This window comes from Pseudanabaena sp. BC1403 (assembly GCF_002914585.1).
In the GTDB taxonomy this organism is placed as follows: domain Bacteria; phylum Cyanobacteriota; class Cyanobacteriia; order Pseudanabaenales; family Pseudanabaenaceae; genus Pseudanabaena.
Window position 1 is genome coordinate 156183 of record NZ_PDDM01000002.1, and the last position, 13965, is coordinate 170147.

14 protein-coding genes and 1 tRNA gene are annotated in these 13965 nt (G+C 41.6%); 7 read left to right on the plus strand and 8 right to left on the minus strand.

All coding sequences use genetic code 11. The annotated features are described in order from the left end of the window. Window positions 1-8 precede the first annotated feature (8 nt). The 3 genes from CQ839_RS03180 to CQ839_RS03190 all read right to left on the minus strand — a co-directional run bounded on the left by CQ839_RS03180 (window position 9) and on the right by CQ839_RS03190 (window position 1931). Window positions 9-242, minus strand: coding sequence for a sulfurtransferase TusA family protein (locus CQ839_RS03180; RefSeq protein WP_103666834.1), 234 nt, complete (start codon window positions 240-242; stop codon window positions 9-11). Window positions 243-302: 60 nt separating this feature from the next. Then, window positions 303-1436 carry a molecular chaperone DnaJ gene (dnaJ, locus tag CQ839_RS03185; protein WP_103666835.1) on the minus strand — a complete coding sequence of 378 codons (1134 nt, stop codon included), beginning with the start codon at window positions 1434-1436 and terminating at the stop codon, window positions 303-305. A gap of 195 nt (window positions 1437-1631) precedes the next feature. Continuing rightward, entirely contained in the window at window positions 1632-1931 is a 300-nt protein-coding gene (locus CQ839_RS03190; protein ID WP_103666836.1) for a 2Fe-2S iron-sulfur cluster-binding protein, read from the minus strand. Between the two features lie 224 nt (window positions 1932-2155). Here CQ839_RS03190 and CQ839_RS03195 point away from each other — a divergent pair, with 224 nt between their 5' ends. The 3 genes from CQ839_RS03195 to CQ839_RS03205 all read left to right on the plus strand — a co-directional run bounded on the left by CQ839_RS03195 (window position 2156) and on the right by CQ839_RS03205 (window position 5970). Continuing rightward, a complete protein-coding gene (locus CQ839_RS03195) occupies window positions 2156-3226 on the plus strand; it encodes an LOG family protein (protein WP_103666837.1) in 1071 nt (356 codons plus the stop codon). Window positions 3227-3268: 42 nt separating this feature from the next. Continuing rightward, window positions 3269-4579, plus strand: a complete 1311-nt coding sequence (locus tag CQ839_RS03200; protein ID WP_103666838.1) for a CCA tRNA nucleotidyltransferase — start codon at window positions 3269-3271, stop codon at window positions 4577-4579. A gap of 119 nt (window positions 4580-4698) precedes the next feature. Beyond that, window positions 4699-5970, plus strand: coding sequence for a site-2 protease family protein (locus CQ839_RS03205; protein WP_103666839.1), 1272 nt, complete (start codon window positions 4699-4701; stop codon window positions 5968-5970). 49 nt (window positions 5971-6019) lie between these two features. Here CQ839_RS03205 and CQ839_RS03210 read toward each other — a convergent pair whose 3' ends face one another. From CQ839_RS03210 to CQ839_RS03220, 3 genes are all read right to left on the minus strand, one after another. Beyond that, window positions 6020-7498 carry a hypothetical protein gene (locus CQ839_RS03210; protein WP_103666840.1) on the minus strand — a complete coding sequence of 493 codons (1479 nt, stop codon included), beginning with the start codon at window positions 7496-7498 and terminating at the stop codon, window positions 6020-6022. Window positions 7499-7882: 384 nt separating this feature from the next. Then, window positions 7883-8104 carry a Calvin cycle protein CP12 gene (locus tag CQ839_RS03215; protein ID WP_103666841.1) on the minus strand — a complete coding sequence of 74 codons (222 nt, stop codon included), beginning with the start codon at window positions 8102-8104 and terminating at the stop codon, window positions 7883-7885. Between the two features lie 90 nt (window positions 8105-8194). Continuing rightward, window positions 8195-9091 (minus strand): 4-hydroxybenzoate solanesyltransferase, encoded by an 897-nt coding sequence (locus CQ839_RS03220; RefSeq protein WP_103666842.1) that lies wholly within the window; start codon window positions 9089-9091, stop codon window positions 8195-8197. 190 nt (window positions 9092-9281) lie between these two features. On the opposite strand from CQ839_RS03220, the gene CQ839_RS03225 reads away from it, so the two are divergent. Together CQ839_RS03225 and CQ839_RS03230 are read left to right on the plus strand one after the other, a co-directional pair. Beyond that, window positions 9282-9770 (plus strand): hypothetical protein, encoded by a 489-nt coding sequence (locus CQ839_RS03225; RefSeq protein ID WP_103666843.1) that lies wholly within the window; start codon window positions 9282-9284, stop codon window positions 9768-9770. Window positions 9771-9828: 58 nt separating this feature from the next. Beyond that, window positions 9829-9901, plus strand: a tRNA-Ala gene (locus CQ839_RS03230). Window positions 9902-9966: 65 nt separating this feature from the next. Here the strand turns inward: CQ839_RS03230 and hisC are convergent. Next, window positions 9967-11016: a histidinol-phosphate transaminase gene (gene hisC / locus CQ839_RS03235; RefSeq protein ID WP_103666844.1), complete on the minus strand. Its 1050-nt coding sequence runs from the start codon at window positions 11014-11016 to the stop codon at window positions 9967-9969. Between the two features lie 118 nt (window positions 11017-11134). Then, window positions 11135-12061, minus strand: coding sequence for a LysR family transcriptional regulator (locus tag CQ839_RS03240; RefSeq protein ID WP_103666845.1), 927 nt, complete (start codon window positions 12059-12061; stop codon window positions 11135-11137). Window positions 12062-12080: 19 nt separating this feature from the next. Between CQ839_RS03240 and CQ839_RS03245 the strand changes: the two genes are divergently transcribed. Next, window positions 12081-13181 carry a hypothetical protein gene (locus CQ839_RS03245; protein WP_103666846.1) on the plus strand — a complete coding sequence of 367 codons (1101 nt, stop codon included), beginning with the start codon at window positions 12081-12083 and terminating at the stop codon, window positions 13179-13181. A 233-nt stretch (window positions 13182-13414) separates the two neighbouring features. After that, window positions 13415-13909 carry a 2Fe-2S iron-sulfur cluster-binding protein gene (locus CQ839_RS03250; protein ID WP_103666847.1) on the plus strand — a complete coding sequence of 165 codons (495 nt, stop codon included), beginning with the start codon at window positions 13415-13417 and terminating at the stop codon, window positions 13907-13909. Window positions 13910-13965: the final 56 nt, after the last annotated feature.

The following is a 13965-nucleotide window of genomic DNA, read 5'->3' on the forward strand; positions in this document are numbered from 1 at the left end:
TGCTTGCATCATGCTTTTTGGACTGTCAAAGCAAAAAAGCGATCGCGCTCTTCGATGCCTTTTACCTGATGACCATCAGAAATAAGGCTATTAGGAACTTGCTCAATTGGCTCACCACCATCTAGTAGTACTTCCAGCAATTGCCCTGACTCCAGTTTTTCCAGATGCAATTTTGCCCGCACAAAACTCAGCGGACAGGGAACACCACGTAAATCGATTGATTTGATTGCCTGTATGCACATATATTCCTCTACTAAAAGTAGTTCATCAACGCACTTTGCGCGTTGATGAACTACTTATTCTTACTTTTGATTGCCAAATATACCGCCTAAGATATCGCCAATACCACCTTTAGCTGCACTGCCAAGTTGCTTCTCTTTGAGTTTCTCAAGCACTTCGCGCTCTTCATTCCCGATTTTGGTCGGAATATCGATCTTGATTCTGATTAAATGATCACCGCGAGCGACAGGATTGCCTAACTTGGGAACACCCAAACCTTCTAGGGTCAAGACCGTATCAGATTGTGTACCTGCGGGAATCGTGAGCGGTTTCTTGCCATCAACAGTATTAATCGCAATTTTGTCACCCAGAATCGCTTGCAAATAGCTAATCTTGATTTCTGATAAAACGTTGATGCCTTCACGTTCAAACTCATTGTCTGCTTGAACAAACAAGTAAACATAAAGATCACCTGAGGGGCCACCGCGCTGTCCCGCATCACCTTCGCTAGATACCCGCAATCTTGTGCCACTATCGACACCTGCGGGAATCGTGATTTTTAATTTTTTGGTAACTTGGTTTAGTCCTAGACCATTACAGCTTTCGCACTTATCCTCAATAGTTTGACCAGTGCCATTACAAGTTGGACAGGTAGAAACTTGTGTAAAGCTGCCAAAGGGTGTACGTGTAGCACGGCGAACTTGACCAGTGCCGCTACAAGTGCCGCAAGTACGAGGGCGAGTTCCTGGTTTCGCGCCACTGCCTGCACAAGTTCCACAAGTTTCGAGGTGAGAGATTTTGATTTGCTTCTCACCACCAAACACGGCTTCGCGGAATTCTAGTTTTAGATCAAATCGGAGATCTTCACCACGAGTGGGGCCACTGCGACGGCGAGCTTGCTGCTGCTGACCAGTGTTAGAAAAGCCACTAAAGAAGCTCTCAAAGATATCGGCGAATCCGCCCATATCGCCCATGTCAGGTGAGCCACCGCCTCCGCTTGAGACTCCAGCTTCTCCAAACCGATCATAACGCGCACGAGTTTCTGGTTCCGAGAGAACCTCATAGGCACGGTTAATTTCTTTAAATCGTTCATCTGCCCCCGCTTCTTTGTTGACATCGGGGTGATATTTTCGAGCTAAACGTCGATATGCTCGTTTGATTTCCTCTTTGTCAGTACTGCGATCGACTCCAAGGATTTCGTAATAATCACGCGCCATAGGGGGTTTCTCTGTCGCCTAAAGGATTCATAGACAATTATTTTAGTTTAACGTAGCACTGATCGTTTGTTTATGCATACTCGTAATGAGTACGTTTTACCGCACATCTTTAGTCGTTAGCTATTAGCTATTGGATATTAGCTTCTTTGAAACTTAGATTTTGGTTGTGCAAACTAAAATCTAAAAAGCTAAAAGCTATGGTCTAGTCTTTACACTTACATTTCCTTGATTTACCAAGGTTTGACAAGCGAGACGGTAATTATTTGGTTTATTTTTAAGTTTTTTTTCTTCAAATTCTGTTTTGGGTGAAAGGTTCTCCAAACCTTCTACAATCTCGACTACACAGGTGGCACATTGTCCATAACCATTACAGTTGGTGAGCTTCGCAACAAATTTATAGATGTCGATATTGTTTTCGAGAGCTTTTATACGAAGGTTAACGCCATCCATAGCGATCGCTTCTTTTCCTTCATTCACAAACGTAATGTTCGCCATAGCTGAGTGTTAATTGTTTGTTAATTTTTATTACTTAATTATTATCCTATCAAATGGAGGACAATAAATTATCCAAACAAAACCCAAAAATGTTCCAGTGGGCAAAGCCCGTCGCAACATTTTTGGGTTTTGTGATTCTATGCAAGTCTCAAAATAAGTGCAAAGCTTACCTCAGTGTTATCCGAAGGCAATAAAATGCTAAGCGCGGCTTAAAATTAATTAATATGCCTACAATTCCATCACGTTCAGATATTGAAGCTCTTTCTGATGATTTGCATAAACTGGTTGACAATCTTGAATCAACCGAGCATGGAGAGCTAATTTACAATGCATTAAAGGCGATCGCGCAACTTAGTCAGGCTGATACAGAACGCTTAGACTGGAAAATCTTGGCGGGTTCTTTGCAGGATATGCAAAAAGCGATCGCTATGTTTTATCCCTATCGCTTTAATCGTAAAGTGAGTATCTTTGGTTCAGCTCGTACTGACGCAAATGCGCCCGAATATCGCAAAGCCTTTGAATTTTCTGAAAAAATCACCAAACAAGGATTCATGGTGATTACTGGTGCTGGAGGCGGCATCATGGCGGCAGGAAATGAAGGCGCAGGTAATAATTCTTTTGGCTTAAATATCAGTCTGCCCTTTGAGCAATCAAGTAATGGATTTGTATCTGAGGCTTCGCGTTTAGTTAGGTTTCGATATTTCTTTACGCGCAAACTTTACTTTATTAAAGAGAGTGATGCGATCGCGCTTTTTCCTGGAGGTTTCGGCACGCAGGATGAGTTTTTTGAGTGCTTAACGCTCTGTCAAACGGGAAGAACAACGCCGCGCCCGATTGTCTTAATCGATAAGCAGGGTGGAGATTATTGGAATGACTGGAATGTATTTGTCCAGAATAATTTGCTGGAAAGAGGCTTGATTATCAAAGAAGACCTCAGTCTTTACAAAATAACCGACGATATTGATGAAGCTTGTCAATTTATTACTTCGTTTTATAGTGTTTATCACTCTTGTCGATGGGTTGGGGATTTATTTGTAATTCGATTGCACGTAGAAATTACTGATGAGCATCTTGAGCGCCTAAATGATAATTTCAGCGATATTTTAATCAGTGGCAAAATCGAGCGCAGTTCAGCTCTGCCCAAAGAAGCCAATGAGCCACATATTCTGGATTTGCCTCGGCTAGCCATGCATTTTAATCAACATGGTTTTGGCCGCTTGTATGAGTTAATTTCAGCGATTAACGACACTTGTGATAGTGGTAATCCCCTAGTTTGTCATCCTGAACAACGCTAACTAGTAAAAAAGCTAGCAAAGCTAGCTTTTTTAACGAAAAAAATGTATTTGAAAAATTTCGATCGCTTCTTTAGTCCTTTGCAATGGCAGATTATTTTAACGACAGCGCAGATTGCCCATGATTTGAATTTACGGGCTTTCGCTGTGGGTGGTATTGTTCGCGATGCCATAGTGAGAGAAAACCATCCATCGCCGCCTTTACATAAAGATCTAGACTTAGTTTTCGATGGGGGAGAACAGGCAGGAATGAAAGTAGCGATCGCTTTGCATCAACTTTTTCCCGCATCAAAATTACAACTCCATGAAAAATTTCAGACAGCAGCATTGAGCTGGCAAGATGCAGATCAAGACTTTGAAATGGACATGGCGACGGCGCGGCGCGAGATTTATGCCTATGCTGGGGCAAATCCACAAGTGATCGCGACAACTCTCGAAGATGATTTGTGGCGGCGCGATTTCACGATTAATGCTTTGGCTATAGAACTCGATCCACAATTGGGAATTAAAGGCGAAGTGATTGATCGTTTTCAAGGCTTGGTAGATTTAGCCAATAAGCAGGTACGCGCCATTCGTGAAGGAAGCTTTGAGGAAGATCCGCGTCGGTTGTTTCGGGCAGTACGTTTTGCGATGCGATTAGATTTGGAAATTGCCACTGAAACTTATACAGAAATCATAGCAACTACTTCAAGCGGAATCCATGATGCGATCGGTGGAGCTAGACTGCGATCGGAGTTGCTTTATACTCTTGCCGAACCTAGAGCAGGAGCAATGTTTGAACTTTTGCAAAAATTAGGAGCATTGCGATGTATTCATCCAGATTTAAAACTACCTAAGAATTTAACTAATTCGTTTAAGCATCAATGGCGGCGATCGCAATATTGGCTACATTTACTCAATCAATTAGAGAACAAAACTTATGCACCACTGCAACTAGGATTGGAATTGCTGCTATCCTATTTACCTCATCAAATAGCAACACAACTAGATCTGGGGTTAGCACCTGAACAAAAAACAAGGCAAATAAAACTAGCAGATTTACTAATAAATTTGCCAAATTTAGTAAGTATTGGCTTAAAGAATTCAGAGATCACCCAAAATCTGCAAAAATTCGATACTCAGACTTTAATATTGTCTGGAGCAAAATGTGAACCTGCTCAACGACGCATCCTTTGGCGTTATCTAACCCAATGGCAAATGGTCAAATCACCATTGACAGGTGCAGACCTCAAGCAAGTTGGTTATGCTACAGGTAAACAAATGGGCGAAATATTACAACGCTTAAGGTTTGCCACGATTGATCGTGAAATTCTAACTAAAGAAGATGCGATCGTTTATCTTCATACCCAAGAGTAAAGGCGTACGAAGCAACCTTTACTCTTAAACACTTTGATGATTGCTATAAAATGTAATCAAAAGGCAGTCAAAATCTTTCAACGCCAATCATCAGTACAAAAATTTAGGACAGGCACATCATGAGAGGCGGTATCCGCATCGGCAGCATTTCTGGCATTCCCATATACATTGATTCATCATGGTTTCTCGTCATCGGCTTTCTTGCCGTTTGGCTGAGTGCTGCCTATACCAAGTTATCGCCATCTTTTTCTTTAGGCTATGGGGCAATCACCGCTATCCTGTTCTTTTTTTCGATCGCTTTCAATAAAACTGCCCATGCCATTATGTCCAAGGCACGCGGCGTTGAAGTGAACGCGATTAATATTCAGTTTATGGGTGGGGCAAGTACGGTTGAGCAGGAAGCTAAAGATCCTTTCTCTGTATTTAGTATTGCCATTTCAGGCCCCTTAGTTAGCTTTTTTTTGAGTGTGATCGGATTTACTGCGGCTTGGCTAATCGCTGGGGATGTGATTTTTTCTGGTAATCCAAAAACTATTGAGGCATTACCCGAAAGTATTGGTAGTATGCGCACCATTTGGACAATGATTGCGCTGAATATTGCCCGAATCAATCTCATATTTGGAGTGTTTAGTCTCATCCCTGCGCTGCCCTTTGAAGGTGGTCATATTCTCAAAGCAGCGGTTTGGAAACTGACAGGCGATCGCTTTACTGGCATTCGATGGGCGGCGCGATCGGGGCAGTTCTGCGGGATTATGACGATGGTTTTGGGAGGCTTAGTCAGCTTCAGTGGTATTCCTATCGGCGGTATTTTTCTGATCTTTATTGGATGGTTTCTATTTGGCAATGCAGGTGGCTATCTGTATCTCAACAATTTACAGCAAGCTCTACTTGATATTAATGCTGAAGCTGCGATGACAAGAGATTTTCGCCTCGTTGATGCCGAAATCTCATTGCGAGAATTTGCTGATAAATTCTTACTAATGGAAGATAAAGATGCAAATCCTATTTATATCGCTTCCTCAAATGGGCGCGATCGCGGCATCATTTCGGCTGGGGCTATCCGCAATATTGACAGTAGCGAATGGCAATCAAAATCTTTGCAATCTCTAATTAAACCCTTTGATGAAATTGATACTGTCGATCTCAAAACGCAAATTTCCACAGTTGTGAATCTCCTCGAACAAAAACAATTGCGTTATGTGATTGTGCGATCGCCTGTGGGATCAGTAGCAGGCGTAATCGATCATGGGGATATCATCAAGGCTTTAGATAGTAAACTTCTTTGGCGAATTCCTTCTGAATATGTCAAGCAGATTAAAGCTGATGGAAAATTCCCTGCAAACTTCCGTTTAGTAGAAATTTGTGAACAGTTAGAGGCTTCCAAGCAATAAACCCAAAAAATGGTTCTGGGGCAAAGCCCCAGAACCATTTTTTGGGTATTTAGAAGCCAACAGAATTTAAGTCTTCTGTAAGGTCTTCCAATGTGACAAAATTAGATGAAAGTTCCGAATTTAACCCACTTAGAGTAATAGTTTCCATATTGCCTAATATCCGCTCTATGGTTACTGCTCCAAGATCTGATTCTAGTTTAATTGCATCTTTGTCAATATCTTTTTTGTTGCTGATAGTTTCTGATTTCACTTTAATCTTCTCTTCCTCATCCATTAGCTGCAAAAATTTATCCAGATTCTGTTTGGGAATTCTTAATTTAATTGCCTCCAGATCACCTTCTGAATCATCTATGCTAGATTTAACAGAGTCATCGTTTGACGAGAAATTACCGAATAAATCATCATCTGCATTTGTTGGCTTTGTTTCTTCATTGACTTGACGAATGGATAAATGCTCACTTTCAAGATAACTATTCGCTGAATCTACATTCATAAAGTCATCAAATAGTGAATCCGAAAAATTAGAATTTTCAGTTATATCATTAACTATTTGAACTGATTGAGTACTTGGTAATGAAGGTTCTGGGAAATCGTCAAATAATGAATTTGCAGTAAGTATTTGCGAATTAGATTCTGAGCCAAGATTAACTATCAAATCTTCAGAATTATCTTGCTCTATTTCTGAACTAGCATTGTCTAGATCTACATCTGGATCATCAGTCATAGATTCAGGATTGCTTTCTACCAAGTCCAAAGTAAGCCCTTGATGTGTGGCTTTTGGCTCATTCGGATTTTGGTTAAGTTCCGCAGGTTCTAAAAATATCTTAGTAACTAGACGGATTTTGGCTTTTTGCCATTGTTGGCCTGGTTGCAATATCGATAGGTTAGTAATTACTTGATCGCCGTGCTGATCTGTTTTACTAGATTCAGCGATCGTATCGAGCAAACTTCGTAAATTAGGGTTAGATGCGACGGACGCAAATAAGAAGCTAGGCTGACTAATTACCTGAATTAATTCTGTGAGTGTAGTTAAACATCGCACAGTACCAACCTGTTCATCAGTGAAACGGACGATGATGTCTTGATACTCTTGCAAGTTTTGCTGGATTTGAGACAACTTCTGCACGAGGATGACTCCTTTGGAATTACTTACAAGATTCATATTTTGATCTTGCTCGACATTAGTATCCTTGACAATCGGTGGAGTTGTTTCGACCTGTTTATGATCGTCTTTGTAGCCAAGATCGATTTCATCCTGCCAAGCTAGGTATTGATTATCAGAGCGATAGGTCAGAATTTTGACTCGCTTGATTTGACTGACCTGCAAAACGATCATGCCTCGATGAATAATTGTCACAACCGCTTTTTGGTTGGGTATCTGGGAAGCTTGTAAGGATATTCTCAGACATTCTGCGTCAAGTTCAGCCTCGGCATGAATGCCTTTAGATGCTAGAGATCGATTGATCAAAGATGCGATCGCATGGGGATCACCTTTCTTTGCCAAGTCCATAACGCTTAGTTGTGCCATACCCTATTCCCTATTATCTACAAATTTCTTTAGCAACTATAGATGTCCCTCACTATAGCGTTTGCCAAACGAGTGAAATACATTCCTGTATCTCATGTGCTTGAAAAGCGCTGAATTCCCCCTAATATGGGGATTCAATTTAAATGTAACTGACAATCTGGCAAATTTACTGATTTAGAGATAAATTTTAGCGTAATACCAAAAGCACAAAATGGCGTTGCCATTTTGTGCTTTTAAAACCGTTAACGGGCTTGCTTATCAATTCTCGAAAGTGTAGCCACACTTATGCTACATAAGAAAGGGGGGCGCTTAGCGCCCCCCCTTTCTTATTGAAATTTGCAGAATGCTGTTTAGCAAATACTTTGCTATCAAAATTTCAAGCAATTAATCTTCGTAAAGGCGGCATTCAGCCGCTTCAGGATTATCGTCACAATAAACTTCAAGGGAGTTTTTACCCTTTGACTGTTTTTGATGTGAAGACTCAGCTTGTAACTCTTCAACTGCATCCCATGCAGCAGCGCATTCCTTGGAGCCAGTACCGCTAACTTCGCAGGTTTCTCTGGCTTGTTTTAGTTCTTCTTGGATCTTCTCTGTAATATTGCTCATGTATTTCTTTAAACTATCTATAACTTAGATGTTAACAGACTGAGGCTAGCTAGGCATCATGCGTCAGTAGTAGGAACCTAGGTTAATGGTTTAGCTAAGTCCTAGGGTCGATGGTAGCATTCCTGTAAGAATAATAAAGCCGATCCAGACATTTTGACCAAAGGCTTTTTGGTATAACTCACTCGGAATTTCAGCTTGATTCAGTCTGTTACATTGCCATATCCATATTACTCCTGCCGTCAAGCAAGCAAAGTAGTGTGCGTAACCAAGTTGAATCTCCCAACCTAGCCAAATCAAACATCCAAGGGCGATCGCTAAAAATATGGCGATCGCAATTGTTACATATCTTCCAAAAAAGAGGGCACTAGAGTTAACCCCAACCTTGAGATCATCAGTGCGATCGCTCATGGCATAAATTGTGTCAAAGCCCATTGTCCAAGCGATCACTGCTGTCCATAACTCCCAAGCATGGCGATCAAGTCCGCCAGTAACAGCACTCCAAGGGATTAGTACGGCAAATCCCCATGCGATCGACAGTACGAGTTGTGGTATTGGGAAAAAGCGCTTGCAAGCTGGATAAATTGCAATTACAGGTACGGCAGCGAAGCACAGCCCAAAACTTAGAGGATTGAGATAGGTCGATAGTAAAAAAGCACATAGACCTGCGACTAATAAAACTGCGATCCCCACTTGAATCGATAAAGAGCGATCAGCTAAAGGACGATTTTTAGTGCGATCAACTTGCGGATCAATATCGCGATCCCAAAGATCATTAATCACGCAACCTGCGGCGCTAGTTGCCAAGCTGCCAAGTATCACCACACCCAATAAATCAAGAGGCGGCAATTGATGTTGAGTTTTGGCGGCTGCAACTGTTGCCCACAGTGCAGGCAACATCAAAATTAGTCTTCCTGCGGGTTTGTGCCAACGCAAAAGACGCACGATCTTTTGAAATGTTGATTCGTCATTGGTGAGGCTCGTGGTCATAGTGAATGCGTGTCAGGTCTTTTGGAGTAACTATATCAAATCCAAACCAAGAGTAGGCAGCACGAGGCAATACCTACCGTTGAATTTATAGGCAAAGTTGCTGATTACAAAGGTTTTCAGGGTTGTTACAGTAAGGTTTGGGTAACGAGTATCTCTGTAATTTCAAGTTGCAAAAGTATGAGGTTTTGAGATGCGTTTAATTAAATCTATTTTCCAAAAATCTGTGGCGACTATATTAGTGGGCTTGTCCCTGTCAGTATGTGCTGAAATAAATGGGAACAAGGCGATCGCAGAGAATTTAAAGACTGGCTTAACCGATGAGCTAGCCAATGACAAAACCTGTGATGGCACTGGGGGGATTCTTGCCTATGCAGAAACTAAGGATTATTCTCTATATATTTGTGCTGATACCAAAGATATCTCTCAACCTCGTTACTATCGGAGTGTAAACAAAAATGGCACTACGGGAGTAAGTCTCACAGCGAGAACCTATAACCCTAAACAAGGAAATTATTTCGAGTTTCATAATGGCGATTATGTATATTTGCTGCAAATCCCATCTGAAAACATTAAAAATCCTGTGCTAGTAGTTGAGTTTCCCGACGGCTCAGGATACGAGCAGAAGATAACGCGCTTTTTAATGAACGGTGAAGCGCGATCGCCTATATCCAACAAATAAAAAAGGCGGCGCAATGCGCCGCCTTTTTTATCAAATGTGCTAGTATGTATAGCCTATTGGGGAATTAGCTCAGTTGGTAGAGTGCTGCGATCGCACCGCAGAGGTCAGGGGTTCGAGCCTCCTATTCTCCATTTTTTATTCGTAAAGAAATGACAAGCTTGGCATTTCTTTTATTGCTAATTATGTTTGTGATGACTTAACAAATTAAAGCCAATTGTTCAATCAGAGACTTGTTCTGTTCGTCAGTACCAACAGTAATCCGTAGCTTATCAGCTAGTCCTGATTGATTGAAATAACGGACTAAAATGCCAGATTCTTTGAGTTTTAAATAAATCTCTTCAGCATTGCCTTTTGGTGGAGTGGCAAGCACAAAATTTCCGTGTGACTCTAGTACGTTATAGCTAAGATTTTTTAGATCTAAAGTAAGTCTAGTCCGTGAGGTTTTGACTTTTTCAGCATTCGTATTTTTGTATTCTTGATCGCGCATGGCGGCAGTGCCAACTGCGATCGCAGCGGCATCAATGTTGTAGCTATCTTTAACCTTAAATAGCCCCGATAAAAGCTGAGGATTCGCAATCCCAAAACCTAAGCGTAATCCTGCTAATGAGTAACCCTTTGACAAAGTGCGTAACACAATCACATTGTCAAACTCTTGCACCAATGGCAAAGCCGAGTATTCCGCAAAATCGACATAGGCTTCATCGATCGCTAAAACACCAGAAACTTGTTGTGCCAATTTGCGTAAATCATCTAGAGGTACGATATGTCCCGATGGACTATTGGGTGAAGCAATAAAGGTCACTGCACCATTTGCTTTTACGAGTTCATCAATTGGCAATTCAAAATTTTCACCATAGGACACTTCTACTATTTCCGCAGGCTGCATCGCTGACAAAGTGCGATAAAGCACATAGGTCGGCATGGGATAGACAACTTTGCGATCGCGACCTTCCGCACAAGCCCGAATCAAAATATTTAAAACATCATCACTACCATTGCCGACAATTACCCAATCCTTAGGTACACCTAGTACATCACTTACGGCTTGGCAAAATTCATGAGCAAAGGGATCTGGATAGCGCCGCAGTGAATCACCATCAATATTTTGTAAAGCAGCGATCGCCATTGGCGAAGGCGGATAGGCATTCTCGTTGGTATTTAGCTTGATGACTTTGATGCCAGACTTTGGCTGCTCACCTGGAACATAACCAGTCATAGCATCAACTGCGGGGCGGAAATAGCTCATGGGGTGAAGTAAAAAGTAAAAAGTAAAAATTTAGGTCAGGCTTTTTATTGTATCGCGATCGCCATAGTGCTTATACTGCTTTGCGACTAATAAAGGGACGCTTCACGTCTCTTTACTATTAGGTTTTATCTCGAAATACAGGCAAAACTTCATTACAAAAAGCCTCAGTCGCCTTAGAGCGATAACGATTAGGATTACGAATTTGCAATAGCATCCGCTTGATCACCACTCCATCAATACGGACTTGCTGCAAAGCCCCCATTTGCAATTCTTTTTCGATCGCTGTTATCGACAAAAATGCTGCCCCCAATCCCGCCTGCACTGCATTTTTGATCGCCTCAATCGAATTTAGCTCCATTGAGATCGCCAACTGACGCGGATCAACGCCACTATCAAGAAGTACGCGATCGATTGCTTTACGGATCGTTGATTGTGAATCAAGAGTAATAAATTGCAATTTATACAACTCCTCAATCGGTAAAGCTCCCACCTGAGCTAGGGGATGGGACGTTGGTAGAATTAGCGCTAGTTCATCTTCGGCATAGGGTGTAATCTCTAAAGAGTCCAGTAAATCCGCAGGAATTTCTCCACCAATAATCGCCAAGTCTACCTGTCCATTAGCAACACTCCATGCAGTTCGCCTTGTAGAATGAACATGGAGTTGAACTGAGACTTCAGGATATTTCTTGCGAAATAAGCCGATCATTTGGGGCATTAGGTAGGTTCCTGTCGTTTGACTAGCACCTATAATTAGAGTCCCACCATTTAAATTTTGCAAATCATCAATGGCGCGACAAGTTTCTTGGCAAAGGCTTAAAATGCGATCGCCATAGGAAAGTAATAACTGCCCTGCCTCGGTCAACTGTGCTCTTCTGCCTCCGCGATCGAACAAAGGAACGTCTAGTTGTCGCTCTAGATGTTGGACTTGCAAACTAACAGCGGGTTGAGACACATATAGACTATCGGCGGCGCGTTTAAAGCTACCTTCAGCAGCGATCGCCTTAAGAATGCGTAATTGGTCTAGGGTGAACGGTATGTCGATCATAGAAGCAGCGTGAGAAAATATGAGTCGGGAGGTTATTCAAGATTTTTTGAATTTAGCAGGAGTTGTGGGGGTTTCCCTCACAAACCGCCGTATGCGTCCTTATTTCTACGGACTTGATGCCGTATTAGATAGGACAAAGCAAGCATTAGGTCAGGGAGTACTGCAAGTTATTGAGCATGTACCAGAAGGGTTTGAATCTTTTGAGTTTTGCTTTGCAGGTCATGCTGTTTATATTTACAAGTTGACACATGGATTAGTACTACTAGTACTTACCGATAGCGACCTGAAGCTGATTGACTACAGTCGGGGCATTACCAAAATCAAGCATCTGCTCGAAACAGATACATACAACACAGTCGCACACTTTAAGCTCTTATTAGGCCCGACAACTCAGCCTTCCTTGCCAAGTTCCAATTGGAATGCAAGTATGCCCAATGCCAATGCTCAAGCAAGGGTTCAAAATGAAGCAGCTAAACAGATATTGATTAATCCTATTGCTGACCCAACTCCAGATACTCTCTCTGCCACCACATCTGCTGGTGCAAAAGAGAGAAGTCGCACTGAGAGACAACCAAACTCCTCGAATATAAGAGCAAGTACGACGGCAAGTAATGCAAACATAAGAGCTAGTACAACTGCACATAATGCAAATGTACAGACTCAGTCAAACATAAATAAGCCTCCTACATCTGCCATATCTTCTACATCAGCACCTACGGCTAAGGCTGTAGCTAACAATAACTCTACACAAATTACTGAAAGTCCTACTAAGCTAGTATCAGCGAAAAATGACCCGCAAGAGTATAAGTTAGATGAACTTGTAATAGCTTTAAATAAACTGAGCCACTTTACGACCCAATATCTGGGGAAGGTCGTAGTCACAAACTATTGGAAATCTAGTCGCCCCGCTTTATCTTGGTTAGATGAGTTTGAGATCGATCGCAGTGGGCAAATATCACATCCAAAACAAGCGACACTCTGCTGCGATCCAGCACAAATTCAGCAAATTCAATCATGGGTAGCTGCTTATATAAAACGTTGTAAACAAGTAATACGTAATTTCGATCAAATGCTAGAAAAAGACTGTCTTGATAGTCGTCAAAGGCAAATATTACTCTAAAGTTCGAGCATTAAATAACTTGTGTAATTCAAAAAACTAAACTATTGTGATCGCCTTCGCCCGCCACAATAGTTTAGTTTTTTATTTAAGTTGAGATCTTAATCAAGATACAACGTGAAGCATTTCATTTTTTTAGAGTAGGCAATTTGGCGGGAAATACCCTATGAACATACCTTAAATGAGCTAAACTAATCTTTAATATTAAGGGGAACAATTGTAGAGGCAAGCTAATAATGGCTAAGCGTGTAAGAATTGAGCCTATCGCCCAAGTAGCAGATATTGCAACAAATGGTGCATTACTGTCTGGCTTAATGGGAGACGAACTAAGTATTTTAAAAGAATGTGGTGGTCGCGGCATGTGTGCGACCTGTCACGTTTATATTCAAGACGGTATGTCTTCGCTTAGCCCAATGGGTAAACGAGAGCAGCGCACTTTAGAAGTTATCACTACGTGCAAACCCAACTCTAGACTTGCTTGTCAAGCCAAAGTGATGGGTGAGGGAATTGTAGTTGAACTGCCAGTCGGTATGTATGTTCAATCAATTCAAGACATCGAAGCTTTAATTGGAAGACGTTGTGAGAAACCATTACTTAGCCCGATTACTGGTCAGACATTAGTCGAAGTTGGTCAATTAATTACGCGATCGGTTGTTCGTCAACTAGAAAACACCAATTTCAGTGTGGGAGAACAATTAGCAAATACGAAAAGAGTCGATATTTTTGAGTAAAAATAATCAGATTAATATCTGAGCCAAAATCAGTTTTTATCGACATATTCTGCTTA

Bases quoted from the DNA above. Each gene is read 5' to 3' on its own strand.
- CQ839_RS03180 (WP_103666834.1), bottom strand. From the start codon at position 242: ATGTGCATACAGGCAATCAAATCAATCGATTTACGTGGTGTTCCCTGT.
- dnaJ (WP_103666835.1), bottom strand. From the start codon at position 1,436: ATGGCGCGTGATTATTACGAAATCCTTGGAGTCGATCGCAGTACTGAC.
- CQ839_RS03190 (WP_103666836.1), bottom strand. From the start codon at position 1,931: ATGGCGAACATTACGTTTGTGAATGAAGGAAAAGAAGCGATCGCTATG.
- CQ839_RS03195 (WP_103666837.1), top strand. From the start codon at position 2,156: ATGCCTACAATTCCATCACGTTCAGATATTGAAGCTCTTTCTGATGAT.
- CQ839_RS03200 (WP_103666838.1), top strand. From the start codon at position 3,269: ATGTATTTGAAAAATTTCGATCGCTTCTTTAGTCCTTTGCAATGGCAG.
- CQ839_RS03205 (WP_103666839.1), top strand. From the start codon at position 4,699: ATGAGAGGCGGTATCCGCATCGGCAGCATTTCTGGCATTCCCATATAC.
- CQ839_RS03210 (WP_103666840.1), bottom strand. From the start codon at position 7,498: ATGGCACAACTAAGCGTTATGGACTTGGCAAAGAAAGGTGATCCCCAT.
- CQ839_RS03215 (WP_103666841.1), bottom strand. From the start codon at position 8,104: ATGAGCAATATTACAGAGAAGATCCAAGAAGAACTAAAACAAGCCAGA.
- CQ839_RS03220 (WP_103666842.1), bottom strand. From the start codon at position 9,091: ATGACCACGAGCCTCACCAATGACGAATCAACATTTCAAAAGATCGTG.
- CQ839_RS03225 (WP_103666843.1), top strand. From the start codon at position 9,282: ATGCGTTTAATTAAATCTATTTTCCAAAAATCTGTGGCGACTATATTA.
- hisC (WP_103666844.1), bottom strand. From the start codon at position 11,016: ATGAGCTATTTCCGCCCCGCAGTTGATGCTATGACTGGTTATGTTCCA.
- CQ839_RS03240 (WP_103666845.1), bottom strand. From the start codon at position 12,061: ATGATCGACATACCGTTCACCCTAGACCAATTACGCATTCTTAAGGCG.
- CQ839_RS03245 (WP_103666846.1), top strand. From the start codon at position 12,081: ATGAGTCGGGAGGTTATTCAAGATTTTTTGAATTTAGCAGGAGTTGTG.
- CQ839_RS03250 (WP_103666847.1), top strand. From the start codon at position 13,415: ATGGCTAAGCGTGTAAGAATTGAGCCTATCGCCCAAGTAGCAGATATT.